Below are 24,945 nucleotides of genomic sequence, written 5' to 3' on the forward strand. Positions count from 1 at the left end.
TACTCGGCCCAAATCTCAACAACCCTTTTGCACCCGACTCAGCGATATTTCACCAGCGTCTCGACGCTCCGCAAACTCAGCGGCGCGGCCACGGACGCGTTCCGCCCCCGCACCGTGACGACCAGTTCGTTGTCCCCGTTTCGCAGCACGTTCGCCACGTCGAAATCGAGCCATGTGTCGTTGTAATTGATCCGCCTCACTGCCTGGGCCGGGTCGAGCGGCTGACCGTTGAGCTGGTACGTCACGTCATCAGGCCCGGTGAGCTGCTCGATGAGCAGACGTAGTGTCGCGCTCGCCAGTGCCTTGTCGCGCCGCGCGGCCGGCAGATCGTCGGCGATCTCGATGTTCACCTTCGCCGGCTCGCCGACTTCGAGTTTGAGCGGCATCGACCCGCCGTGATCGGCCAGACAGACGGTGTAATGCTTGTCGAGTCGGGCGAGTGTCGCCGGGTCGCCGATCTCCTTCCAGTTCTGTCGATCGAAGCCCGCATCGTTGAGGAACGGAATGAAATGCTGGTTCCAGATGAGAATGCCTTCCGCCCCGCGCGCCCAGTTAACCGCCGCCGCGGCGCGGAACTTTTCGGTCGAGTTGTAATTCTTCTCACCGAACAAAACCGCCGCCGAGCGCGGGCGCGGCTCCATGAACGCATCGAGGTTCTGAGCCAGGACATGACACTGCGTCCCCTCCGCCGCTTTGCGATATTCGCCGATCGGCAGCGGGTGCTCCCATCCCTGCACTGCGCCGACGATGACATAATCGACGAGCCCTTCGCGCATCCACGTCGCTGTGTCGATTCCCGCCGCCAATCCCTCCGCCAGCGACCCCGGCACGCGGACGGACAAGCCGACCTTTCGGCCCGCGGTCTTGCGCTTGGCTTCGATCCGCGCATGCGTCTTGCGGATCATCTCGGTGATCAGCGCCTTGCCGCGCTCCGCCTCGCCGGTCTTGAACAGGTACGGAAAGCGGCAGAAGTCGAGGTTCAGCCCGTCCAGATCGTACTTGTCGATCGTCTCTTCGATCAGCGCCATCCGGTACGCACGCACCTGCGGCACCGCGAAGTTGTACGACGTCGCTCGCCAATCCTTCTCACCCAACAGCCATTGCGGATGCTCACGTTTCATCGGCGAAAAGTACCGATTATTGAGCGTGTCCGGCAGATGATGATCGTGCGTGTCGTTGAACCGCAGCGACAGATACACCGCGATACCCGCCTTGTGTCCCTCGCGAATCAATAGCGCCGGGGGGTCCTGACCCTGTTCGATCAACTGTTGCGTCGTGGCGTACACCCGCCACTCCCCCGCCGTGTCAAACCGCTTGATCCCATCGCCCCAGCGCGGCCCGATCTTCGTGTCGTGAGAATACCAGTCGCTCAATCGCGACGACAGCGTCGCCTTGTACGGGTCCGTGCCGAGCTGCCAGTAGAGCGTGTCGATCATCGTGTCGCGCAAGGGATCAATCGTCGAGCGGATCAGCCCCGCTGCACCGATCGGTCCCTCCATGTCCGGCGCCGCCAGCGTGCCTCCGTCATTGCACAGCACCAGCCGATGCGCTCCCGCCGCCGCGCGCGTCCGCTTCGCCGAGTCCTCCGCCGGTGCGACACACGCCGTCGCCATCAGCAGAACGAACATGCCGCATCGCAATGCGCCCCGTGAATGCATCATGGTTTTACCTCCGTGACAGGACGGGCCGGGTAAAGCGCCGTCGTCGGCACATGCTCGATCGCCTGCGAGAAGCTGTACCACACCAGATGCGCATCGCTATTCGCCCCCTCCGTCGCCTGCCAGTCGATGCGGATCGCATACCGATGGCCCGCCGTCAGCGCGATCGGCTCGGTCCATTGCTTGTCCTTCTTCCCCGCCGTGTCCATCACAAGTTTGTCATCGAGCCAGATCTTCGCACCGTGGTAATACACGCCCAGCACATACGCCTCCGAATACCTCGGCTCGATAAAGCCCTCCCAACGCACGCAGAACTTCGCCGGCAGTTCCGCGCCGATCGGCGTGCGCTTGCGCGTCTGATCCGTCAATGGCATCGCCGCATCCGCATTCTCGCCCACGCGCGGCCACCAGACGCCCAAGTGTTTCGCATATCCGTACACTCCGAACCACACCTGCGGGTCGATCGTCGTGCGGATCGGCTCGCCCGTGAAATCCTCGCCGACGAAATACGTAGCGTTGAGCCCGGTGCCTTGTCCGACAGCGGGCGTCGTGGCCGATTTCAATTCGACACTGCCCGATTGCCGCTCGATCTTGTCCAGCCCGTCGATGCGGTAGACGGGGATGTTGTTCCAGCCCGATCCGAACCAGAGCATTTGCCCGTCGGCGGTTTTGACGAGCGTGCCGCCCAGTTGCATGTCGTACTGGTGCAGCGCGAAGTTGCGCCATCCGTCTGCGTAGTCGCCCTTGCTGATGTCGCCGCGCCACCATGTGTAGACGCTGCGCGGCAGACCATCGTCCGCGCCGTGGTCCATCACGCCGCCGACGTACAGTCCGTCCGTGGTCCAAAGCTCGCACGGGTGCACGATCTTGTCGGGCACGCCGATGATCCCGTCGATCGGGCCGCACACGTCGACGGGGTAGTGCAGTCGCCCGCGATAGTCATTGAACACTGCCGCGTGCAGTCCGCTGACCCAGGTCACTTCGCCCGACGCGTTGACGTGGTAGACCGAGTTGGCGGAAATCAGCGGGCCGGGCCAGCGGAAGCCGTGCCCGCGCGGCGCGAACTCGTCGGACTTGTACCCGTCGCCCGCCGGCGTGTGATGCGCGACGACGAACCATCCGCCGTTTCCGTCCGGTCGAATCCCCTGCACCTCTCCTGCGGGCATGTTCTGCTCATGGTTGATCACCTTGTCCGGGCTCCACACCGGCGCGCCCGTCGGCGTCCGCCCCGTGCAGGGCACCATCCGCCATCCCGCCGGGTTCATCGCGATGTACAGATTGAGCTGATCGTCGATATACAGATTCCGCCCCACGTCCGGCGTACCCGTCCGCGGAAGATCCGTCTGAATCGTCAATTCATCAAGCTGCATCACGTGATCGCCGTTAGCGTCGGCCCATGTGAACTGATGCCATTTTCTTCGTTCGCCCCATGTTTTGTCGTCCTCCTTGATCCCCTTCGCCGCCATCGCCTCCAGAAACAGAGGTGAATAATCCTTCGCCTCAACTTTCCACCAATCCCAACTCTTCCGCGGCAGAATCCCCGCGTACAACGCCACCGGCTTGAGCATCCCGGTCGCGTCATCCGGCTCCGCCAGATATCCGCCATTTCCCGGTCCCGACAGGTACACTTCCTTCTTGCCATCCCCGTTCAGATCAAACCGCAGCACGCGATGACCCTGCGCCATCTTGTACGTGTTGATGAAAAAATCATCCTGCACATCGACCTTGTTATCGCCGTTGATGTCGCCCGCCCATTTGTACACCCCGATAACCTTCCACCGTCGCGCCGCGTAGTCGACGCTGATGTGCATGATCGAATTCCACTGCGTATCCATCCAGACTTGTGTTGCATCCTCCGGGTCGGGTACCGCGTCCGTGTAGAACTGCTGCCCGCCGTACCATTCGCGCAGCAGATGACCTTCGCGATCAAAGTGCGCGGTCCGCCTCGGCGCCTCCGTTTCGGTAATCACGAACCCGCCCATCCCGTCGGCGGCGACGTCGAGCACCTCGCGAAAATTCTCCGCGACATACTTGCCCAGCCGCCGCCCGCCGATCTGTCCGTACGACTTGATCAGCTTGCCGTTCGCATCAAAGCGATGAATCCGCTGATCCTCGTCCGCGATCGAAATCAGAATCTCGCCCGAACCGAGGTCGACATCGACGCATCGTGCATCGGTCAGCTTGTCGATGAGCGTCTTGGGCTCCGCGACGTCGTCGGCGATGAGCAACAGTCGATCGGCGTAAAGCGCCACGACCTGCCCCGCCGGCGTCACGGCGATGTCCTTCAAATCCGCGGGCATTTTGCGGTGTTTGAGCACGTTGAGCGTCTGCGGGTCGAGCCAGCCGATGACGCCCTTGCTTGACGCGGCGACAAGTTGTCCCGCCGCGGCGTCGATGCGCTCGATCGTGACGGGGGTCGGCGTCGACGCGTCCGCTTCCGTCAGCGGCAGCGTCACCTGCATCCCGCGGGAAACGCCTTCCCCAGTGGCGATATCGCGCACGTAAAGAAAGCGCTCGTCGGGTTTGTCGTTGTAGTGGCGCATGCTGATGAAATACATGCGATCGCCCAGCACCGTCAGGTCCGCGCCCTGATGCCAACCTTCGAGCGTCGGCATCGCCCAGTGATACCCGCTCGAGTTCGGGTCGTTAAGGTCCGCATCCAGATCGACGCACACCGCCTGCGGCGAGCCCTCGCACAGACTTGCCGTCATGTACAGCCGCCCGCCGATCGCCTCCACCGCGCGCGGCCCACCGTGCTGGCTGGGCCAGTGGTGATACGAACAACTCGTACCCAGCGACAGCAGGTATGTGGCGGTCAGCCCGTCATGTCGCATCAGGCGCCATTGATACGATCCTGCCGCGGCGGGCTTGCCTTGCGCGTCGAGTCCGTCCCATGTCGCGCTGTGCTTGCCCGGTTCGAGCGTTTGTCCGCTCATGAGCGTGCGCACCATGTGCCCGTGCGCATCGTACACCGCCACCGACACCGGCCCGGGGCGATTGATCTGGAAGTCGATCGTCGCACCGGCCCATCCTCGCGAAGCGATCAGCGCACTGAAGCACGCGGCCCCAAACCACGAATGCATGATCCAACGGCATGTCGAATTCACCATGCGATGCCTCCACGAATTGTTGCGATGCTGATGCCAAATCCGACTGCGAAGGAACCTCGCCGTATTGACGCGGCGGGTATCATAACGCCATGACCCACCTTCAACGCAACTGCGTGTTCGAGTCGCCCGAAGGTCTGACCCGTCGATCGCTCATCGCCCGCGCGGGTCTGGTTTGGGCCGCCGGGGCAGTCGCGCCGATCGAATCGCGCGCCGACGAGGGAGCGAAATCGCCGCCGTCCGCGCCGCTGCTCCTCGCACCAGAGGCGACGATCATCACGCGCACGCCGTCCGTCAAGACCCATTGGATTCACGATCCGGGCATGGCGCGATTCGACGATGGCGAGTTGTTCGTGACGGCGCACATCCGCCCGCGCGATGAGAAAAACCCCTGGATTACGAAGCCATATCGCAGTGTCGACGGGGGAAAGAACTGGCAGGCGCTTCCGGAAATACCCTTTACCGACACGACGCCGATCGTGCATGAGGGCAAGCTCCACGTGCTCGGCCAGACGCGTCACGGCGGTTCGTGGTACGCGATGGTCAGCGAAGACCGCGGCGCCACATGGTCCAAACCCACGCTGCTGCTGGAGGGTTCCTACTGGAACTGCAAGACTTCGATGACGGTGCGTGCGGGGCAACTCTACTGGGCGATGAACTCGGGTGATCCGTTTTACGCGAACATCGTCGGCGTGGCGTGCGATCTGAAGGTCGGGCTGCTGAACCCGGCGGCGTGGCGGTGTTCGCAGGTGCTCACGCCGCCGCTGCCGACGCTGTGCATCCCCGCTTCGCAAAGCGGTGGCGCCGACGATTCGGCGATGCGATGTCTTGAGCCCAATGTCATCGAGGTGAACGGCCGGCTTCGCGTCATTGCCCGTTGCAACACCGGCGGGCGCGGTCAGATCGCATCCCTCGCGGCGGTGTTCGATCTGGACGATCGCAACGGAGCGCTGCAACTGACTTTCTCGCACTATCACCCGATCCCCGGTGCGCAGTGCAAGATGTTCATGTTTCACGACGAAAAGTCGCGGCTTTACTGGATGCTCTCCAACCTCGTCGCCGACCCGCTCGACCAGCTCGGCTGGTTTGAACATGCCGACAAGTCCCGGCTCAAGGGCGGACCGAGCAACGATCGGCGGGCGCTTTATCTGCATTACGGTTGCGACGGACTGAGCTGGTTTCCCGCCGGTTGCGTGGCGAAGGCGGAACTGATGCGCCAGTCGTTCATGTATCCGTGCGCGGCGATCGATGGCGACGATCTGGTGTTCATCAGCCGCACCAGCGTCGACGGGCTCAACCAGCACGATGCGGACCTTTGCACGTTTCACCGTATTGCGGATTTCCGCCGCCTCGCGATCGATATCGCGCCGCGCACGGCGTGACGACCCGCTAGCGGAGGGGCACATAGGTGTACACCTGCTGCGCGGCGTTCTGATTGTTGGCGGAAATGCGCGCCAGTCGATCATCGTGCATGGCGATGTCGGTGATGAGTCGATGCGAGCCATCGCGGAAGATGAAATTGCGATCGATGAGGCCGCGCTCGCCCGGCGGGCCGATGCCCCAGCGTGCGAAGGTGTGCGTATCGCCGGGAGGCGATGTACCCAGCGCCTGGATGAATCGGAGTTTCGACGGTTCGCGGTCGGGGTGCGATGAGTACCAGTTCTGAATCCAGAACCAGTCGACGTCCAGATCCGCCACCAGCACGCTCACCTCGGTGCGCTTACCCGTCCAAAGATCGGGCGTCGTCGGTCGATCGCTGAGCCGGAACATGTATGACGCCGGGTCGTTCCGGTTGACGCTCGTGCCGAAGTACATTTCGTAACCGAGCATGATCTCATCTGCGGTCGTCGTCTCGATGAACTTCGGATCGGTGAATCGATTGAAGGGGCATTGGAGCGTATCGAACGAAAAGTATTTGGCGAACATCGGGCGGTCGTCTTCGTCGTAATATTTGATCTGGAACGGCTTGGGATTGAGCCCGACGCACGTGCTTCGATAGGGAAACACGCCGAAGTTTCCCGCGGCGTAGCTCAGGGCGGCGAGACTGATCTGATGCTCTTGCGCGGCACAGATCGTGAGCCGGGCGGTGTAGCGCGCCTTACTAAGTGACGGCGTGAGGATCGCCATCAGAAGGGTAATGATTGTCACGACGACAAGCATTTCGATGAGCGTAAAGGCGCGCCTTGGCATGGGGCTTCCTGTAGCCGCCGCTCAACGAGCGGCGCGGATGCGCGACATATTGTGTCGCGGCTATTTCCTGCGACGCATCAACAGACCCATCATCGCCAGCCCCGCCGACAGCGCGGCCGGCGCGGGGACGGACACGACGTTCTGCACCAGCCGGACCTGCCCGTTGACCGAGTAGTCGACGCTGTAGTTCTGGCTGGCGGCGTCGGCGACATTGAAGAATGTGCCGGTGAGCGAGCCGGTGTAGGTCATGATGGTGTAGCTCGAATCGGTGAGCGTGCCGATGATGTCGAGGATGCTCGATCCGCCGAGGGTCAGATTGCCGGTGATGTTGATCTTGTCGATCGACGAGCCGAGCACTTCGACCTCGAAGATGTTGTTGAGGATCAGATTGCCGATCATGCTCAGCGTGTCGATCGAGTTGCCGGGAGCGAGCGTTCCGTTGACGGTCACATTCGCGCCGATGGACCCGTTGCCGCCGAGTCGTGTGCCGGCGTCGACGGTGTAGAGTCCGCCGCCGGTGTGCGTGCCGTTGATGATGAGCGTGGAGGCGTTGGCGACGTGGGTCGTGCCAGCGTAGCTGTTGGAGCCGGACAGGATAAGCTTGCCGCCGCCGTCGATGGTGAGTCCGCCGGCGCCGGAGAGATTGCCAGAGAAGGTCAGCGTGTTGGCGCCGGTGACGAGGGTTTTTAGCGTGACGGAGCGACCGAGGGCGATGTTGCCGGTGAACGCGGCGGTATTGTTGGTGCGCTGGCCGAGTGTGATGGCGCCGGAGCCGAGGTTGTTGACGTTCAGATTGCGTCCGATGGTGAAGGCGCCATCGATGAGCAGGGCGATGGGGGTCGAGCCGCTGGTGGCGTCGGCGATCTGCACGGATCCGCCGATCGTCGAGCCCAGAGCGCCGCGCGTGCCGAAGGAGAACGCGCCCGTGCCCGAACCGGTGACGTCAGCGGCGGCGGAGAGCGTCACCGAGTTGGCGGTCTTGCTGGCGACGGTGAGGTTCGTGCTTTTAAGGCCGACGCCGGCGACGTTCATGCCGACAACGATCGCGCTGGTATCGGCGATGCCGCTGATCGTTGCGTTGCCGTTGGCCCATGTGCCGTTCTGCGTCACCGACGTATTGCCCAGTGCGTCCGCCCCGACGATGTACGAACCCTGCGCGATCGTCATGGTGCCCGAGATAGTCGAAATGCCCGTTAATTCAAACGCGCCCGCGCCGGTCTTCGTCACGCCGATGAACGCGCTGCCGCCGCCGCTGAAGCCCGAGTACGAACCGGCGGTCAGTTCCGTCGTCGTGCCCGTGCTGTCGCCGACGACGATCTTCGACACATCGCCCGCGGCTCCTACGAACGTCAGCCCGCGGGAGAACGAAGTCGTGCCGAAATTGCCGGTCGCGTCGTAGGTGATGCCGCCGTGCGTGGACATGGCGATGGCGACATTGACGTCCAGTCCGCCGCGGAGCGTGAAGGCGTTGTCGGCGCTGCTGGTGAGGTTGACCTGCGTATTGGGCGTGCCGTCGCCGTCGGTGAATGTGCCGGCGGTGAAGTTAATCGTGTTGACGCTGGTCCGGAAGCCGCTGCCCTGCACGTCAAAAGTCCCGCCCGCGATGGTCAGATTCGTTGCAGTCGTGTTGAGCATGCCGGTCGTCGTGTTCGACGCGATGCGGACGGTGCCGCCGGTGTTGATCGTCAGGTCGCCGGCGATGGCGTTGACGTTCGCGGACTTGTCGAGGATGAGCGTACCGAGGTTGACGGTAGTCAGACCGGCGAAGGAATTGGCGTTGGCGCCGCCGAGGGTCGTCGTGCCGTTGCCGCCCTTATTGAGATTGCCGGTGGCGCTGCTGATGACGCCGTTGATGATGATGTTGCCCGACCCGCCCAGGAACAGGTCCTTGCCATTGATGTTGACGGCGGCGTTGACGGTGAAGTTGTTGGCGGAGTTGTTGCGCCAGTTCTGGTTGCCCATGACCTTGATGGTCGAGGTGGAGCCGACGGTGAGCGTGCGGCTGTCGGTGTTGTCGATGAGGATGCCAAGGCCGGGGCTGCCGTTGATGGTGTTGCCGACGATGTCATACTCGAACGCGCCCGTGAGCACGACGTTCTGACCGAGCGTGCCGGTCATCCAGATGCCGCCGAAGTTGCCGGTGTTGGCGATGAGATTCGGCTGATTGGCGAACGTGCCGGTGAACACGGCGTTGTCGCCCGTCGACGGGGGTCCGCCGGCCCAGTTGCCCGCATTGCTCCATGTTGTGTTCGTCCCGCCGCTCCAGGTGATGTCCGTCGCATCGGCCCGATGCGCGCCGATGACGCCCACGCACATCGCCATTCCCGCCGCGATCATTCTCCGATGTTGCCATCCGCCTTGCCGCGCCTTACTTTGCTTGCTTCTCGACATGATTCTCGTTCCTTTCGTTCGAGGCCTCGTCCTTCTTCGATCCGTCGATCCGAGCTTGCGCCTACGGCTTGCCGAAACTCGGCGTCCGCGCGTTGCTCATTTCCGGCGGCTCGGCGAACACCATCACCTGATCCACATGCACCACCGCCGCGCGCTTCTCGTCCACCGATGCGATGCCGATCGCCAGTTGAATTTCCGTCGTACCCGTCGGCACCGTCGCCCGCAGTACCGCCGCGCGATACACGCCCGCCGGCATCTCGGCTGTGACGATCGGCTCAAGGATCCGCTTCTCGTGATGCTCGGCGTCGAAGAACGCGACGTTCATCTGCGCGACCTGTCCGCCGGTCAGTGGCGCCTCCGGTTCGTGTCGCGCCATCGCCACGATCGACAGCCGCGTCCCCGCCGGATATTTGCCCAGGTTCTGTACGATCGTGCGATACTTGAATCCGCCTTCATTGGTGAACCGCATGGCGTAATCGCCCGAGTAGGCGAATCCGCGGTCCCGCCGTGCCTGCGGCAGGTTGGACCACCCGCTCGCCAGCGACTCCGAGCCCTCAAGCCCATTCTCAAAATCACCATTGTTGATCGCGATGGTCTTTCCCAAGAGCGGCGAAAGCGCCTGCGCCGACATTGGCGCGATGCGCACCGAGTCGTGCTCGAAGTGCGCGACCTGACCGACATGAACCAGCGCGTTGCGATCGCCGCGCACCGCCTTGACCGCTCCTTCAATCACGAACACCGTCGACTTGCCCATCGCGTCGGCGCTGGCGACGAAGCGCGTGCCCAGGTCGATGACCCGCCCGCCGTCGGGGAGCGTCACGGTGAACCCGTGCGCTTCTTTGGGCACGAATGCTTCGAGGCGCCCGCGCACGAGCTTCGCTTCATTCCGCCCGGTGATCTGCACTTCGCACGGGCCGTTCAGATCGATCACCGCCGTCGATGTGAGCATCAGTTGGGCAGCCCCGCGCACCAGACGAATCGGCTCCGACATCACCGCGCTGCCCAGCGCCAACGAGTCCGCTGCATCGGCGAAAACCGCGCCTTGTTTGTCCGTCACAATCGCCAGTCCCGGTCCATCCGCGTGCAAGACGACCACAGGCGATCGCTCCATGGGTCTTTGCCAGTACAGCCACCCGATGCCCGCCGCCAGCGCCACCATCGCCGCGATGGCGATCCATCGCGCCGAGCCGCCGTCGCGCGGCAACGGTCGGGGCGCCTGATCAGTCACGCTGACCTGCCAGCGCGTCGTCCATGCCAGCGCGGCATGCGTCTGCGCCAGTTCGCAGTAAAGCTGGCGAAACATGCAGTCGCTGCGCAGGGCCGACTCGAAGCGCGCGTGGGTTGCTTCGTCGATGACCCCGTCAAGGCACAGGGCCGCCGCATTATGAAACTCATCTTGGCTCATCAGCGGCGCGTTCATCCGTGATCGACCTCCGTCAGATGGCGACGGACGCATTCGGCGAGTCGGCGGCGGATGCGGCCGAGCGTCATCGAGATCGAGGCGGCGGGGCGACCGCGTTGAGCCGCCATCTGCGCGACCGAACCTTCAGGCCCGTAGCGATCGCGCAACATCTGCCGCTGCGGAGCGGGAAGCTTGTCGAGACACTGATGGAGGGCGGCGAGTCGATGGTCAGCACGGTCGTGTTGTCGCTCGGCTTCAGTAGCGATCAGGTCGGCGACGTCGTCGCTGAACACGTGACGATCACGCTTACGGTCGCGCAGGAACGCCCGCACCTGATTCCGCGCCAGCCCGCAGGCCCAGGTCATGAACGGCACATTCCGGTCGTACCATTCGGCCTTTTCCCAAAGCACGCGGTTGGTGTTCTGAAGCACGTCATGCGCGTGATCAGGATCGGGGAGAAGTGACGTAATGTAAGCATAAAGCCGGGCTTGCGACTCGGCGATGAGGCCGACAAGATCGCTGTATTTCATGTGATCGTTCATGCGCGCGGCTAATCCTCTACCCAGTGAATACCACTTGCGTCAAGAATCGAATCATCCCGGCGGCGGATTTATCGCTGCGGGGCGATCGGCGGGGACGCCGCAAATCCTCAAGAGGTTCAGGCGAAAACTCATTGGCGCGCGGGGGGCGGGTCGTATCATGACCCATTCACACCCGCCGAGGCGCCTGAGGATGCACATGACGATCGAAGGCAAACGATGGCCGGTGCTGCGTGCACTGATCTGGCTGATCGTGCTGCTGCTGGCGGCGGCGTGGGTGCGTGCGGCGGAGGACGCGCGGCCGAACCTCGTCATGATCCTCGTCGACGACCTGGGCTACAACGATGTGGGCTGCTTCGGGTCGCCATTGATCAAGACGCCGAACATCGACCGCATGGCGGCCGAGGGTATTCGCTTCACAAGCTTTTACGCCCAGAACGTCTGCGGGCCGAGTCGCGCCGCTTTGATGACCGGCTGTTACCCCATCCGCATCGCCGAGCCACATAACACCAAGAGCGGGCACACCGTCGTGCACGCCGACGAAATCACCGTCGCCGAGTTGCTCAAGCAGGCCGGTTACGCCACGGGGCTCATCGGCAAGTGGCATCTGGCCGGCGAAGGCGCGGGCAAGCAGGGGCGCGGCACCGGACCGTTCGATGCATCGCGCATGCCCAACGCACAGGGCTTCGACTACTTCTTCGGCACGCCCGCGCATAATGGTCACACGCGCGAGCATGAACCCGCGACCTGGAAGACCGAAGTCTACCGCAACAGCGAACGGCTCGAGACCGACGCGGATGTGAACACGCTGACGAAACGCGAGACTGACGAAGCGGTCAAATTCATCCGTGACCACAAGAGTGAGCGCTTCTTTGTGTACCTGGCGTACAACATGGTGCACGTCGCGCTGGGTGCATCGGAGGACTTTAGGGGCAAGAGCCCGCGCGGGTTGTACGGCGATGCGACGCAGGAAATCGACTTCGGCGTCGGACAGGTACTCGCGACGCTCAAGGAACTGGGCATCGATGACAACACGCTCGTCGTGTTCACATCCGACAACGGGCCATGGGTCGAAGCATCGATCGGCGACTACGGAGGGAGCGCGTATCCTCTGCGCGGATTCAAGATGAACACATGGGAAGGCGGGCTGCGCGTGCCGGGCGTCGTGCGCTGGCCGGGGCATGTGCCCGCCGGGAAAGTCAGCGATGCGATCGTGACGACGCTCGATGTGCTGCCGACGTTCGCGTCGCTCGCCGGAGCGAAATTGCCGACGGATCGGAAGATCGACGGCGTGGACATGAGCGATTTTTGGCGGGGAAACACGCAAGAATGTCCGCGCGACGAGTTCTTCTATTATGCGTACACGCATTTGGAGGCGGTGCGCGACGGGGCGTGGAAACTCGTGCTGCCCCGGCCCAAGAGTCCGCCGTGGACGAGCTGGTACGGGCGCATGATCGACGCTGTACCCGCGCCGGAGCTTTACAATCTCGATGACGACATCAGCGAGAAGCACGATGTGGCGGCGGAACATCCCGACATCGTCGCGCGCCTGATGAAACGTATCGACGCGGCGCGCGAAGATCTCGGCGACTACAACGTGATTGGAACCGGCGCCCGTTTCTTCGACCCCGGTCCGCATCGGCCCGATGCGGCCAAGTGGATCAACCTCCGAAATAAGTGAGTCATCTATGCGAATCGTTCATGGGATGTTGCTGGTGATGGTGTCGCTGGTCACGATCAGCCGGGCGGACGAGCCGGCGATCCGGCATTCGTTCTTCGTCGCGGGGCAGGAGACGTACATCGTCGACGAAGACGGCAAGGTCACATGGACCTACCCCGCCGGGACGCGCGACGGATATGTGCTGCCCGACGGGCACATTCTCATGGCGGTCTCGAAGAACAAGCAGTATCCGGGCGGCGCGGTGGTGGAGGTCACGCCGGACAACAAGGTGGTGTTCGAGTACAAAGGCACGCAGGGTGAAACGCACGCCGTCGAGCCGCTCGAAAGCGGCAACATTCTGACGGTTGAAGGGGGGGCGATGCCGAAGCTGATGGAACTGACGCGTGAGGGGAAGGTCGCGGTGGAGTTTCCGCTTCAGTGTCAGGTGCCGAACGTGCACATGCAGACGCGCATGGCGCGGAAGCTGGCGGATGGGACGTATCTGGTGCCGCATCTGTTGGACTTCGCGGTCAAACAATATGATGCGACCGGCAAGGTGCTGGCGGTGATCGATACGACCGCGCCCGGCGACACGCAGCACAAAATCGAAACATGGCCGTTCACTGCGATTCGCCTGGCCAATGGGCACACGCTCTGCGGGCTGACGCACTCGGATCGCGTTGCCGAGTTCGATGCCGAGGGGAAGATCGTCTGGCAGCTTACGAACGAAGACCTGCCCGAGCCGCTGATTCACGACGCGTGCGGCGTGCAGCGCCTGCCCAACGGCAACACCGTCATCGCTCCCTACGCTTCGCGCACCCCCGGCGCGGTGAAGCTTTTTGAGGTGACGCCCGAGAAGAAAGTCGTCTGGACCTACAAGGACGACAAAAAGCACGGCATCCACGATTTTCAGATTCTCACGACAAATGGTCAGCAATTGCCGTGGCCTCCGTTAAAATGACGGCATGAAACATCTCGTGGATCGCCACCGCATCAAACCCAAGTCGCGCGTCGATCTGAACAAGATCCCGACCCGCGGCGACGGGATCGACAAGGACAAAGCTCATCATCAGCTTCAGAAGATGGCCAAGGAATTGGCGGACCTTCAGGAGCTTATGTACGCCGAGAACAAGCACGCGCTGCTGATCGTGCTGCAGGCGATGGACGCCGGCGGCAAGGACTCGACGATCCGCGAAGTGCTCAGCCAGGTCAACCCGCAGGGCTGCCGGGTGCACAGCTTCAAGGGTCCGTCGTCGCTGGAGCGTTCGCACGACTTTCTTTGGCGGATTCATAAGGAGACGCCTGAGCGCGGGATGATCTGCGTTTTCAACCGCTCGCATTACGAAGACGTCGGCATCGTGCGGGTCAAGGAACTGGCGCCCGACGTGGTGTGGAAGAAGCGGTACGATCACATCAATGCGTTCGAGAAGATGCTCAGCGACGAAGGCACGACGATCGTCAAGTTCTTCCTGCACATCTCCAAGGATTATCAGAAGCTCCGCCTGCAGCGTCGCCTTGATCGGGCGGACAAGCTCTGGAAATTCAGCCCGGATGATCTGGCGGAGCGCGGCCGGTGGGATGCGTACATGAAGGCGTACAACGAAGCGATCAGCCGGTGCACGACGAAGGACGCGCCGTGGTACGTCATCCCATCGGAGCGGCGGTGGTATCGGGATTGGGCGGTGACGAGCGTCTTGGTCAATACGCTGCGCGGGCTCAAGATGAAGTACCCGGAACCGACGATCGACCCGACGAAATTCACGGTCGAATGACCGGCAATTGCGGGCAATATCGGCTGGATTGTCCGCGTTGTGCTGCGAAGTCCGCCAGCTTTCATGAAAGGTTCGCCATGCGCCGATTTCTCGTAACGACTGCTGTTCTGATGTGTGTTTCGATGGCGATCGGCGCGGACAAGCCCAACATCGTCTACATCCTCGCCGACGATCTGGGCTACGGCGATGTGCACGCGCTCAATGCCGAAGGCAAGATCGCCACGCCGCACATGGACCAGCTTGCGGCGACGGGCATGACGTTCACCGATGCGCATTCGAGTTCAGCGGTGTGCACGCCGACGCGCTACGGCATTCTGACCGGTCGCTACAACTGGCGCAGCCGGCTCCAGCACGGCGTGCTGGGCGGGTACAGCACGCCGCTCATCGAGAAGGGGCGCATGACCGTGGCGTCGATGCTCAAGGCCGAGGGTTACGCGACGGGCTGCTTCGGCAAGTGGCACCTGGGCATGAACTGGCCGCTCAAGGAAGGCGGGGCAGCGGATGACGAAGGCAACTTCGGGGCCGGGTATAAGGACGCATGGAAAGTCGACTACGCCAAGCCGATTCAGGACGGCCCGATTGCACGCGGGTTTGATGAATACTTCGGCATCAGCGCCTCGCTTGACATGCCGCCGTACCTGTTCATCGACAACGACCGCTCCGTCGGCATTCCGACCAAGGAAGCGGAGCTCTGGGCGCATCGCAAAGGTCCCGTCGCCGATGACTTCAAGCTCGAAAACGTCCTGCCCGAAGTGACGAAGCACACGGTGGTGTACATCGAGAAGCACGCCGCGGACGCCAAGGCGGGCAAGCCCTTTTTCATTTACATGCCGCTTCCCTCGCCGCACACGCCGATCGCGCCCAACGCCGACTGGAAAGGCAAGAGCGGGATCAGCGACTACGCCGACTACGTGATGGAGACCGATTGGGCGGTGGGCGAAGTGCTCGCCGCGCTCGACAAGGCCGGCCTCGCCGAGAACACGCTCGTCATCGTCACCAGTGACAACGGCTGCTCGCCTTCCGCCAATTTCAAGCAGCTCGCCGAGCATGGTCACAACCCCAGCTACATCTTCCGCGGCGAAAAGGCCGACATCTTCGAAGGCGGTCACCACATTCCCTTTATCGCCCGCTGGCCCGGCAAGGTCGCGCCCGGCTCAAAGTATGACGAAACAATCTGCCTCACCGACCTGATGGCCACCGCCGCCGAAATCACCGGCGCGAAAATCCCCGACAACGCCGGAGAAGACTCTGTGAGCATCCTCCCCGCGCTCGTGGGCAAAACGACCGGCCCGATCCGCGAAGCCACCGTCCATCATTCCATCAACGGCTCGTTCTCCCTCCGGCAGGGCAACTGGAAACTCGAAATGTGCGCCTCCAGCGGCGGATGGAGCGGCCCCCGCCCCGGCACCAAACCCGTCGCCGAACTTCCCGACATTCAGCTCTACGATCTGTCCAAGGACATCGCGGAAAAGGACAACGTCGAAAAGGACCACCCCGAAGTCGTCGCGAAGATGAAGGCGCTCTTGGAGAAGTACATCGCCGACGGCCGCAGCACCCCCGGCTCGCAGCAGTCCAACGATGTCCAAGTCGATTACAAGCAGCACATCGGAAAGTAAGGGGAAGGGGGATGGCGGAAAGGGGGGCGCCGCCATCCCAGTTTAGCGACGCCGCTCGCGGCGGGCGCGACTGGCACTCGATTGCACTTGCCGCAAATCATTTTCCGGCTGCTATAACGTTCAAATTGGCCCATCCATCTTTGTCCTTGTATCGATATGCGCCGAGCACGGGATGGTTTTCGACGACGGCTATTCCTATAGACCTCAAATCGCCATTCGCGGCAACGAGCGTTTTCCATTGATCCGCCGTCAATATCTCTCTGAATTCAAATTTTATTGATTCGACTTCCTTGAATTCTGCGTCCCAATTCAACTCCGAAATCTCAGAGACAACGATATCCGATTCGTCGGTTTCTGGTTTTAGCGTTGAGGGGAAAGTCAAATCGACAAAATAGCGTTCGTGTAACACGGCCTTCGCTATGAGTATGGGTCGCCAATCACGCTGCCCAGCACTCACGTTCTTAGAAAGCCCCATCGAGTAGCTGGCGTCAGGAAACAGCCGATGGAAGTCGCGGCCGACGTTCGCAGCAAGAAACGCTTTGATCGTGGCAATCTTTTCAAGCCTTGCTTGGCGCCGGTAGATCTGATTGGCGATGAAGACTCCGCCCACGATGAGCAGCACCAAGCCGGCGATGACAATGTAGCGTCGTTTCTTGTATTTGAACATTCAGTTTCCGGCTCATCTTGAATGCCGAATGTGATATTTACGACGGCACAAGCATATTACCGGATGTGGCTCACTACCTGCCCCTTCGCGTGGGTTATGATGCCTGATTCTCTAAAAACTTTGCCGCAGAATCTCATGGGTCGGTTTCGGGGCGGCGGTCTATACTGACCGGCACGCATTGAACGCCCCGCAATGGGCGTTTGAGCGTGCGACGGAATTACTCATGACACGATGCTGGACAACCCGGCTCATCGGCATCGCGATGCTCATCGCGGCGGCGGGGCGGGTGCAGGCGGCGGATGCCGACGGCGTCACGTTCTTCGAGAACAAGGTCCGCCCGATTCTGGCGGAGCACTGCTTCAAATGTCACGGCCCCGACAAGCAGAAGGCCGGTCTGCGATGGGACCACATCAGCTTCATCTTAAAAGGCGGCGAGCGCGGGCCGGAGATTGTGCCGGGCCGGCCGGAGATGAGCCGCATAATCGAAGCGGTCGGGTACGGCAACAGCGAACTTCAGATGCCGCCGGACGGACCTCTGGACAAGTCGCTGATCGAAACGCTCAGGCAGTGGATCACAATGGGCGCGCCCTGGCCGGATGAACCGGTGCCGGGGGGCGGATCCGCGGGGGCGACGCATCGCGGTTTTGATTTACAGCAGCGGCGGGCGGAGCATTGGGCGTGGCAACCCGTGACCAACGCACCGGTGCCGCAGGTCAAAGACACGAAGTGGGCGAGCGATCCGATCGACAACTTCGTTCTCGCGAAGCTTGAGGAAGCGGGGATCAAGCCGGCGGGTGATGCGGATCGGCGCACGCTGATTCGTCGCGTTTACTTTGACATCATCGGATTGCCGCCGACACCCGAAGCGGTCGAAGCGTTCGTCAATGACCCATCGCCCGATGCGTATGAGAAGGTCGTCGACGGGCTGCTCGGATCGGAGCATTACGGCGAGCGGTGGGCGCGGCACTGGATGGACTGCTTCCGTTGCGCCGAGTCGCGCGGGCACGAGTTTGACTATGACGTTCCCAATGCGTGGCAGTTTCGCGATTATCTGATTCGCGCGCTCAATGACGATGTGCCGTACAGGCAATTCGTGATGGAGTCGATCGCGGGCGATCTGTTGCCCGAGCCGCGCATGAGCAAGGCGGGCGACTTCAACGAGTCGGTGCTCGGGACAGGGTTCTGGTGGCTGGGCGAATGGGTGCATTCGCCGGTCGATTTGCAGCAGGACGAAGCGGACCGGTTCGACAACATGGTCGATGTCATGGGCAAAAGCTTCCTGGGCATGACGCTCGGCTGCGCCCGCTGTCACGATCACAAATTCGACGCCATCAGCACCAAGGACTACTACGCCCTGTTCGGCTTCCTTCAAAGCAGCCGCTATCGCCAGGTGCGCTTCGAATCGTATGACCATAATCTGAAAATCGCCCGCGCGATTCAGACGCTTGATGATGCATCGCGCCCCAAGCTTGCGGCTGACATCGCTGCGGCGTGTCGACCGGCAGTGGAACATGCGGCGGATTATCTTAAGGCGGCGCGTCAGGCGTTGACGGCCCAAACGCCGGCTGCGGAGATTGCGGCGGGGGCGAAGATGGACCCGGCGCTGCTCGAGGCATGGGTCAGCGAACTGCGCGAGGCGCGGAAGCATGGTGATGACGCTTTTCATGCATTTGCCGTGATCGGCCCGGATCGCGATGCTTCGCCGGAGCGGATGCAGACGATTCGCCAGCAGTCGGTCGAGGCGCAGCGGAACAGCGCTGCGGATCTGCATGAGCAGGTGATTCTCGATTACGCGAAGGCGGGGGCGGACGCATGGATCACCGACAGCGTCATCTTCGGCGTGCGTCCGCAGCGGCCGGGTGATCTGCGAGTGGACGGGCTGTCGGGTCATGCGTTGACGGGCGTCGTGACTCAGTCCGCGGCGGTGCAGGGCATGATCTGGAACAAGATTGCCCTGGCGCCGCAGACGGAGGCCGACGAAGGCAGTGTTCGCAACCACGAGGGCGCACAGGGCCGCTCAATCCACTCGCCGACGTTCACGCTCAATGGTCAGCGGCTTTTCTATCTGATACGCGGCTCCGTCGGTGCGTATGTCACGATCGATTCGCATCGTCTTAACAAAGGCCCGCTGCACGCATCGATGTATCAGACCTTTGACGATCCGGTCGGCAAGCTCCGCTGGGTCGAGCACAATGTGCGCGACTACACGGGGCACAATGCTCATGTTGAGTTCACGCCGCATGGCGACAAGCCGTTCGAGTTGCTGCGTGTTGTTCTCGCCGACGATCGCCCGGCGGTGCCGGAGGGAAACGCGGTCGTGGCGACCATGCTCGAAGACGAAGCGATCACGACGCCCGACGCGCTGGCTGTGGCGTACGGCAAACTATTGACGCAGGCGCTGGATCGATTTGCCGCCGATAAAATCGTCGGTTCGCCCGACGCGGCGGATATGGCGGCGCTGGCGAACGTGATCCTTACCCGCACCGACCTTTTTCCGCGGTCGGCGACGAACACCGCCGCCGCCGAATATGCGAGCAGGCGACAGACGCTCATCACGCAGATCAAGACCGATTCGCATCTGGCCCCGGCGATGTTCGACGGATCGGGCGAGGACAACGCCGTCTTCATCCGCGGCAGCTACAAGTCGCCGGGCGACACGGTGCCGCGCCGGTTCCTCGAAGCGCTGGGCGGGCTCGATCATCCCGCCCCCGCGACCGGTTCGGGCCGACTCGAACTGGCGCAGCAGATTGTTGATGACGCGAAAGACCCGTTCGTCTCGCGCGTGCAGGTCAATCGCATCTGGCACCATCTGTTCGGGCGCGGGATCGTCGCGACAATCGACAATCTCGGCGTGCTGGGCGCGGAGCCCACCCATCCGCAACTGCTCGATCATCTGGCGTGGCGCTTCACGCATGAATTGAAGTGGTCGAACAAGGCGATGGTCCGCGCGATCGTGTTGAGCCGCACGTATCGCATGGATTCGCGCCCGCTCGATGAACACGCGGAGGAGATCGACCCGCAGAACAAACTGCTGCACCGCACGAACATTCGCCGTCTGGAGGGCGAAGCGATTCGCGATGAGATTCTCGCCGTCAGCGGGCGGCTCAACGATCGGGCGTACGGGCCGTCGGTCGATGTGTATTTGACACCGTTCATGGAAGGCCGCGGTCGGCCCAAATCCGGACCGCTCGACGGCGACGGTCGGCGAAGCGTTTACACCTCGATTCGCCGCAATTTCCTGCCGCCGATGATGCTCGCGTTCGACATGCCGATTCCGTACACGGCCCGGCCGATGCGGACGATTTCCAATGTGCCCGCTCAGGCGCTGATCATGATGAATGATCCGTTCGTCGTCGATCAGGCGAAGCTGTGGGCGAAGCATGTTTGTGATGACAAGCAGGCGACGCCAAAGCAGCGCGTCGAGTCGATGTACGAGCGCGCGTTCTGTCGTAAGCCGGACGAACGCGAGTTGGCGGAGGCGCTCGACTTCGTCGGCGATTCATCGGACCCGGCGGTGTGGGCGGATCTGGGGCATGTGCTCATGAACGTCAAGGAATTCATTTTCCTGCACTAGCGAGGACGAAACGATGCATCACCACTGCGGACGATTTCTCCCCACGCCGATGACGCGCCGGCAGATGCTCGCACAGAGCGCGGCGGGTTTCGGATCGCTGGCGCTGTCTGCAATGCTCGCGTCGTCTGCGAAGGCGAGTGTGCGCGAAGTGCGGAGCAATCCGTTCGAGCCGCGCATGCCGCACTTTGCGCCCAAGGCGCGCAGCGTGATCTTTCTGTATATGGACGGCGGGCCGTCGCAGGTCGATACGTTCGATCCGAAGCCGATGCTTGATAAGTACAACGGCAAGCCGTTTCCGACGAAGATGGAGCCGACGCAGTTCAACAACAATGGCAACACGCTCGCCAGTCCGTGGAAATTCCGCCGGTATGGCGAAAGCGGCACGCCCGTCAGCGACCTGTTTCCGCATGTCGGGCAGATCGTGGATGACCTGACGATCATTCGTTCGATGACGAGCAAATTCTCCGAGCACACGAACGCCAACTACTTCCTGCACACGGGCAACGGGCTTCAGGGCCGCCCGAGCATCGGGGCATGGGTCGGCTACGGACTCGGCACCGAATGCCGCAATTTGCCGTCGTTTATCGTCCTCAACGGCGGACTCATCCCGCCCGGCGGCCTCGATTGCTTCAACACCGGCTACCTCCCCGCCAGCTATCAGGGCTCCATCTTCCAGACCGGCGCCAATCCCGTCGCCAACATCAATCGCACCGAACGCACGCCCGAGCAGCAACTCCGCAAGCTCGCCCTCATGCACCAACTCGACGCCGCCGGCCTCGACCGCATGGGCCACGTCGACGCGCTCGAATCCGCCATCGCCAACTACGAACTCGCCTACCGCATGCAGATCGCCGTCCCCGATCTGATGGATATGTCCGGCGAATCCGAAGCGACGCGCCGCATGTACGGCCTCGACGCCAAATACAAACCCACCCAAATCTTCGCCGCGCAATGCCTCGTCGCCCGACGCCTCGTCGAACGCGGCGTCCGCTTCATCGAACTGACCTGCCCCAAGGTCGGCGGCGACCGATGGGATCAACACGGCAATCTCAAGGAGGGCCACGAAAACAACGCCCGCGCCGTCGATCAGCCCATCGCCGCCCTGATCCGTGACCTCAAAGCCCGCGGTATGCTCGACGAAACCCTCGTCCTCTGGTCCGGCGAGTTCGGCCGAACCCCCTTCGCACAAGGCGCCAACGGCCGCGATCACAACCCCTTCGGCTTCTCCTGCTTCCTCGCCGGCGGCGGCATCAAGCCCGGCCTGACCTTCGGCTCAACCGACGAATTCGGCTATAAAGCCGTCGAAAACCGACTCAACATCCACGACCTCCACGCCACCATCCTCCACCAGCTCGGCCTCCAGCACGACAAACTCACCTTCCGCTTCCAGGGCCTCGACCAACGCCTCACCACCGTCGACGAAGAAGCCCACGTCATCCACGAAATCCTCGCCTGATCAACACCCCCGTTGAGCGACGCCGCCTCCCGCCGTGAGCCCGTCGAACGGGCGGCGGGCTCTCCCTGATCACATCCCCTCCGCGCACCCGCCCGGCAAATCCGCGAAATTCCCCCATCCCCGTGCGCCTCGATTCCCGCAGCAATATCTCACATTTTCGCGCACCACTTCGTCGCTTGACGCGCACGGGCGCGCCCGTGCGCACCGGCGCACCGGGGTTGGGCGCGCCGGTGCGCGCGTTTTCAGAACTTATAACACCCGTGCGTCGCCTTCATGCGCCTTTTGCCTCCCCCGTGCGCTTTTTGCCGCGCCCGTGCGCGAAAAGCGCACTCCCCATGCGCCGCCCTTTGCACATTCTCATTCCGCCCGTAGCGAAGCGCCGCGACGCCCGTCCTGCGTAGCGCTTCGCGAAGCAGGAAGCCCCGGATAGGATTCCTCATCAGATGTACGCATCTTCCCCGTTCGTTCCTTCATTGCGAGGATGACCCATGAACCTCTTCGACTACCTCTTCAACCGCCACGCCCCTTCCCTGGGCCCGTCCCTCGAACAGATGCAACAGCAAAACCGCACCGAGTCCGACGCCGCCCGCGCCGCCCGCCTCCGCGACGAAGCCACCCGCGAAGCCCTCAAAATGCGCCTCGACGACCTCGAACACGACGTCGGCTTCCTGACCCTCGCCCTCGCCTCCCTCCTCTCCGCCCTTCAGGAAAAAGGAACCCTCACCACCGCCGACATCCTCACCGAACTCCAAGCCCTCGACCCCACCGACGGCCACCGCGACGGCCGCCTGAGCATCCGCATCCTCAAACGATGTTTGTCTGGGAAAGTGCAATGATGCGTAGGGCGGGTCATCGACCCGCGCGGTTTGTCGTGACCTCTCGATCCAACGGCGCGGGTCAATGACCCGCCCTACGAAACTGATAGGTCAGGGCGCCATCGTCAAGGAGATTGCCGTTGGCGTCGTAGGAAACGTCGTTGCCGTTGAGCTTGGTGGACTGGTTAAGCTCATTGGGATCGCGGTCATCGGTCGTCGGAGACGTGTCGCCGACGGGGGTGTATTCAGTGTCGGTCCAGTTGCCGACGAGGTCGAGGTTGTAGCTGCGCGACATGTCGGCCCCGCGGAGCTTGATTTCGTCGGCGGCAGGGATGGTGATCGTCGAAGGCGGCGACATGCCGGGGTCGAGCTTGCCGCGCTTCACTTCGAGCAGGCGGTTGGCCGAGTCGTACTGGTCGGCCGGATACAGATGGCTGAAGAGCGGATTATGCAGATGCCGCTCAAACAGCCGGTTCGACGCCTTGTCGTAACCCGCCGTGAAGCCGAGGAGGAGTTGGTTGGGGTTAAGTATGCTCATTATTTAGTACTCCATCCCATCTTTTTGTAAGAATTGGCTCGCTCGGCCACGCAAGAATACTAATTTCATTCTGCACATAGACAGAATCGAGCCACTCGCCTACCAGCACAAGGCTTTCTCTCATTTGGGTTGCAATTTTAAGATCAATTGGCTTTCCAGAAGTTAGCAGCCAGATAGCTGTTTGCACCCTTCCCTGCCAAGCACGAATAGATTTCTGTAGTATTGGATTTGGTTCACTTCTCAACATTTGAGCGCATTCGCGAACGCCACTTCTCTGAACTTGCTTGATTACACCGAATCTTCCTTCGAGAACATCCATTGCCTTTTGTCTTACAGCCTCAGCAAGAAATGCGACGACGCACTCATGTGAGTCACGATAGTTATCGCGATCGATTCTTGGTGGCAATCCTCGCGAATTGAACAACCAAAACGGCGAATAGGGATTTGTCGGATACCAATGCTGTAGTTTTGAAAACCATTATGGCATGTGCCACCTGCGCGACATCGTAATATCTAGACTGCACGAATGTCTGGACACGGAAATTATGACCATTGTCGTCGGGTTGGCATAACTAATTGCCCTCATGTATTTCGTACCCCAGATATCAGGTCCTGCGCAATTACATTCAGAAACCAAATAGCTGAAATACTTGCAACAGTAAGCTTCAAGATTTTCGATAGATTGGTTCCAATTCATTCAAAACAACTCCTACGATTACAGATTATTGGCCTTCTTCCCCTTCTGCATTATGACGAATATTGAATGGAATTCTAGTTTTGTAGGTCCGGGCCAGCCCGGACACGCCTTGCAAACCGGACCTCGAGTTTTCAATCGATACACTCATTCGCAAGGGTCGCCAACTCAAATGTCCATCAACTCTCGGCTCTCGTGTCCGGGCAGGCCCGGACCTACTTGGCTGATCGGCCGGATACAGATGGCTGAACAGCGGATTATGCAGATGCCGCTCAAACAGCCGGTTCGACGCCTTGTCGTAACCCGCCGTGAAACCGACGAGAAGTTGATTGGGGCTTTGGTTAGTCATAATGCCGGCAGCAGGAATATTTGAATTAACGTGTCACCAAGTCCAAGTTATCAATCCAATAATTACAATTAGAATCGCCACTATCGGATTGACAATCTTTAAAATAAAACTGGCCCTGTCTGATGTGGCTGGTCTACCTCTAATATATTCCATAAATATATACCAGCAAATTGAAAAAGCCACGAACGGAATAGGGTAAGTCAGACTCATCAGTTTGCCTTATTTCTATTTGCCATATACAAGTAATAAAGCAACGCGGCTGATAGACCACCCGTTATTGCCACCCCGGTCGTTACTGTTACGCGTGCCAATGGGTGCCAAGCCGGATCGAATATCAAATTATTCACACCACCAATATTTCGTGGCCGTATGTCATTAAATATGGTGCCGAGTCGCCAGCGAGGTAGGGTGGGTCAAGCGCAGCGGACCCACCACGCATGACGGACCCATATCCAAAGTTTGAGCGGTGACATTCGCGCGGCGTTCCATGAATTATTCAACCTCCAATTTTGTTTCA

The 24,945-nt window shown here is 61.5% G+C and carries 17 protein-coding genes and 1 pseudogene; 9 read left to right on the top strand and 9 right to left on the bottom strand.

The window, feature by feature from the left end:
• Positions 1–38 precede the first annotated feature (38 nt).
• Positions 39–1,661, bottom strand: a complete 1,623-nt coding sequence (locus GC162_13335; GenBank protein ID MBI1369623.1) for a family 10 glycosylhydrolase — start codon at positions 1,659–1,661, stop codon at positions 39–41.
• On the bottom strand, positions 1,658–4,768 hold the full coding sequence (locus GC162_13340) for a hypothetical protein (protein MBI1369624.1): 3,111 nt from the start codon (positions 4,766–4,768) through the stop codon (positions 1,658–1,660). The genes GC162_13335 and GC162_13340 overlap by 4 nt, the downstream gene beginning before the upstream one ends.
• 89 nt (positions 4,769–4,857) lie before the next feature.
• Here GC162_13340 and GC162_13345 point away from each other — a divergent pair, with 89 nt between their 5' ends.
• Entirely contained in the window at positions 4,858–6,147 is a 1,290-nt protein-coding gene (locus GC162_13345; GenBank protein MBI1369625.1) for a hypothetical protein, read from the top strand.
• 7 nt (positions 6,148–6,154) lie between these two features.
• Here GC162_13345 and GC162_13350 read toward each other — a convergent pair whose 3' ends face one another.
• The 4 genes from GC162_13350 to GC162_13365 form a co-directional block, all read right to left on the bottom strand.
• Positions 6,155–6,955, bottom strand: coding sequence for a prepilin-type N-terminal cleavage/methylation domain-containing protein (locus tag GC162_13350; protein MBI1369626.1), 801 nt, complete (start codon positions 6,953–6,955; stop codon positions 6,155–6,157).
• A gap of 60 nt (positions 6,956–7,015) precedes the next feature.
• Positions 7,016–9,346, bottom strand: coding sequence for a hypothetical protein (locus GC162_13355; GenBank protein ID MBI1369627.1), 2,331 nt, complete (start codon positions 9,344–9,346; stop codon positions 7,016–7,018).
• A 61-nt stretch (positions 9,347–9,407) separates the two neighbouring features.
• Positions 9,408–10,766, bottom strand: coding sequence for a hypothetical protein (locus tag GC162_13360; GenBank protein MBI1369628.1), 1,359 nt, complete (start codon positions 10,764–10,766; stop codon positions 9,408–9,410).
• Positions 10,763–11,290, bottom strand: coding sequence for a sigma-70 family RNA polymerase sigma factor (locus GC162_13365; protein MBI1369629.1), 528 nt, complete (start codon positions 11,288–11,290; stop codon positions 10,763–10,765). The genes GC162_13360 and GC162_13365 overlap by 4 nt, the downstream gene beginning before the upstream one ends.
• Before the next feature lie 226 nt (positions 11,291–11,516).
• Between GC162_13365 and GC162_13370 the strand changes: the two genes are divergently transcribed.
• The 4 genes from GC162_13370 (at position 11,517) to GC162_13385 (ending at position 16,335) form a co-directional block, all read left to right on the top strand.
• A complete protein-coding gene (locus GC162_13370) occupies positions 11,517–12,968 on the top strand; it encodes a sulfatase-like hydrolase/transferase (protein ID MBI1369630.1) in 1,452 nt (483 codons plus the stop codon).
• A gap of 37 nt (positions 12,969–13,005) precedes the next feature.
• On the top strand, positions 13,006–13,908 hold the full coding sequence (locus GC162_13375; protein ID MBI1369631.1) for a hypothetical protein: 903 nt from the start codon (positions 13,006–13,008) through the stop codon (positions 13,906–13,908).
• 4 nt (positions 13,909–13,912) lie between these two features.
• Positions 13,913–14,719, top strand: a complete 807-nt coding sequence (locus GC162_13380; GenBank protein MBI1369632.1) for a polyphosphate kinase 2 family protein — start codon at positions 13,913–13,915, stop codon at positions 14,717–14,719.
• Positions 14,720–14,796: 77 nt separating this feature from the next.
• Entirely contained in the window at positions 14,797–16,335 is a 1,539-nt protein-coding gene (locus GC162_13385) for a sulfatase-like hydrolase/transferase (GenBank protein ID MBI1369633.1), read from the top strand.
• Between the two features lie 97 nt (positions 16,336–16,432).
• Here the strand turns inward: GC162_13385 and GC162_13390 are convergent, their stop codons facing one another.
• A complete protein-coding gene (locus tag GC162_13390; GenBank protein ID MBI1369634.1) occupies positions 16,433–17,002 on the bottom strand; it encodes a hypothetical protein in 570 nt (189 codons plus the stop codon).
• A gap of 262 nt (positions 17,003–17,264) precedes the next feature.
• Here GC162_13390 and GC162_13395 point away from each other — a divergent pair.
• The 4 genes and pseudogenes from GC162_13395 to GC162_13410 all read left to right on the top strand — a co-directional run bounded on the left by GC162_13395 (position 17,265) and on the right by GC162_13410 (position 22,868).
• A pseudogene (locus tag GC162_13395) lies at positions 17,265–18,476 on the top strand (DUF1549 domain-containing protein).
• 117 nt (positions 18,477–18,593) lie between these two features.
• Entirely contained in the window at positions 18,594–20,576 is a 1,983-nt protein-coding gene (locus GC162_13400; GenBank protein MBI1369635.1) for a DUF1553 domain-containing protein, read from the top strand.
• A gap of 64 nt (positions 20,577–20,640) precedes the next feature.
• Positions 20,641–22,032, top strand: a complete 1,392-nt coding sequence (locus GC162_13405) for a DUF1501 domain-containing protein (protein MBI1369636.1) — start codon at positions 20,641–20,643, stop codon at positions 22,030–22,032.
• A gap of 488 nt (positions 22,033–22,520) precedes the next feature.
• On the top strand, positions 22,521–22,868 hold the full coding sequence (locus GC162_13410; GenBank protein ID MBI1369637.1) for a hypothetical protein: 348 nt from the start codon (positions 22,521–22,523) through the stop codon (positions 22,866–22,868).
• 61 nt (positions 22,869–22,929) lie between these two features.
• Here GC162_13410 and GC162_13415 read toward each other — a convergent pair whose 3' ends face one another.
• Positions 22,930–23,385 carry a hypothetical protein gene (locus GC162_13415; protein ID MBI1369638.1) on the bottom strand — a complete coding sequence of 152 codons (456 nt, stop codon included), beginning with the start codon at positions 23,383–23,385 and terminating at the stop codon, positions 22,930–22,932.
• Positions 23,372–23,704: a hypothetical protein gene (locus tag GC162_13420; GenBank protein ID MBI1369639.1), complete on the bottom strand. Its 333-nt coding sequence runs from the start codon at positions 23,702–23,704 to the stop codon at positions 23,372–23,374. Before GC162_13420 ends, GC162_13415 begins: the two co-directional genes overlap by 14 nt.
• Between the last annotated feature and the right edge of the window lie 1,241 nt (positions 23,705–24,945).

Source organism: Planctomycetota bacterium, from assembly GCA_016125255.1.
Lineage (GTDB): Bacteria > Planctomycetota > Phycisphaerae > Phycisphaerales > Zrk34 > RI-421.